Below are 949 nucleotides of genomic sequence, written 5' to 3' on the forward strand. Positions count from 1 at the left end.
CTAAACAAAAATTAAGGCAGGGTTATTAGACAGACTGCCGTTAGCGGTAAATTGAGCCCAAATCAGAATGAGAGAACAAATAACAGTAGATAAAGCCATAAAAAGAGGACATTTAATTGTAAACGTTCCTGTATTTATCGCAATTATTGGCTGTCCAGCTTTGGCTTTATACTTATCAAAACAGAATTTAATTCCAGGTTGGGGAATTGGAATAGCTTTTTTAATAGGGTTTGTTTTAGCTTGGTTAATTTGGAGCTTTATGATTACCAAATGGAGAATTTGGGCATTTGAGAATGTAAGAAACGTACACGAATTAAAGAAAAGAGCCATCCAAGAAAAATTGATTTGGAATGACGGAAATATTTTCGAAAAAACGGAAATCAGAAATACCGAGGATAAAAGTAAACTTAAAAAAATTGAAAAGAAATTTGAGCAAGAGGATGAATATAGAGAAGATTACTCTCTTCCACCTAAAATAGAAATTCACTATTCGAAAGCAAATAACTATTTTGAACTCGGAGTTTCGATTTTAATAATTGGAGTTGGAATTTATTTTTTCACTAAAGGAGAAACCAAGCAATATATTTTAGGCGCAATTATGACTGGAATTGGACTTTATAGCACAATAAAGGAATTTCGAAAATCACTCGATACCAAACCAAAAATAATAATTGACTCGAATGGAATCCAAACTAAAAACGTGGAGTTTAAAAATTGGTCGAATATTGAAAGTGAAGAAGTTGTTCAAGAAGGTTATGGGAAATCAGCCAAATCCTATCTGATTTATTTCTACGATGAAGACGAGTTTGAAAAAATAGAAATTGACTCTCTGAATGTAACACACAGAGAATTAGAAAATATAATAAGAACATACAGAATACGAAATAATAAAAACTACCGCTAATAATGGTAACCGTTGCACAACCCCATGATTTTATAAAAACATGAC

The 949-nt window shown here is 31.7% G+C and carries 1 protein-coding gene; it reads left to right on the forward strand.

The genetic code is table 11. The features are described from left to right. Positions 1-67 precede the first annotated feature (67 nt). Positions 68-904, forward strand: a complete 837-nt coding sequence (locus tag D778_RS14040; RefSeq protein ID WP_007651939.1) for a LapA family protein — start codon at positions 68-70, stop codon at positions 902-904. The last annotated feature ends 45 nt before the right edge of the window (positions 905-949 follow it).

Source organism: Xanthomarina gelatinilytica (assembly GCF_000348685.1).
Classification (GTDB): domain Bacteria; phylum Bacteroidota; class Bacteroidia; order Flavobacteriales; family Flavobacteriaceae; genus Xanthomarina; species Xanthomarina gelatinilytica.

Excerpts from the sequence above, each read along its gene's own strand:
- D778_RS14040 (WP_007651939.1), top strand. The coding sequence starts at position 68 with ATGAGAGAACAAATAACAGTAGATAAAGCCATAAAAAGAGGACATTTA.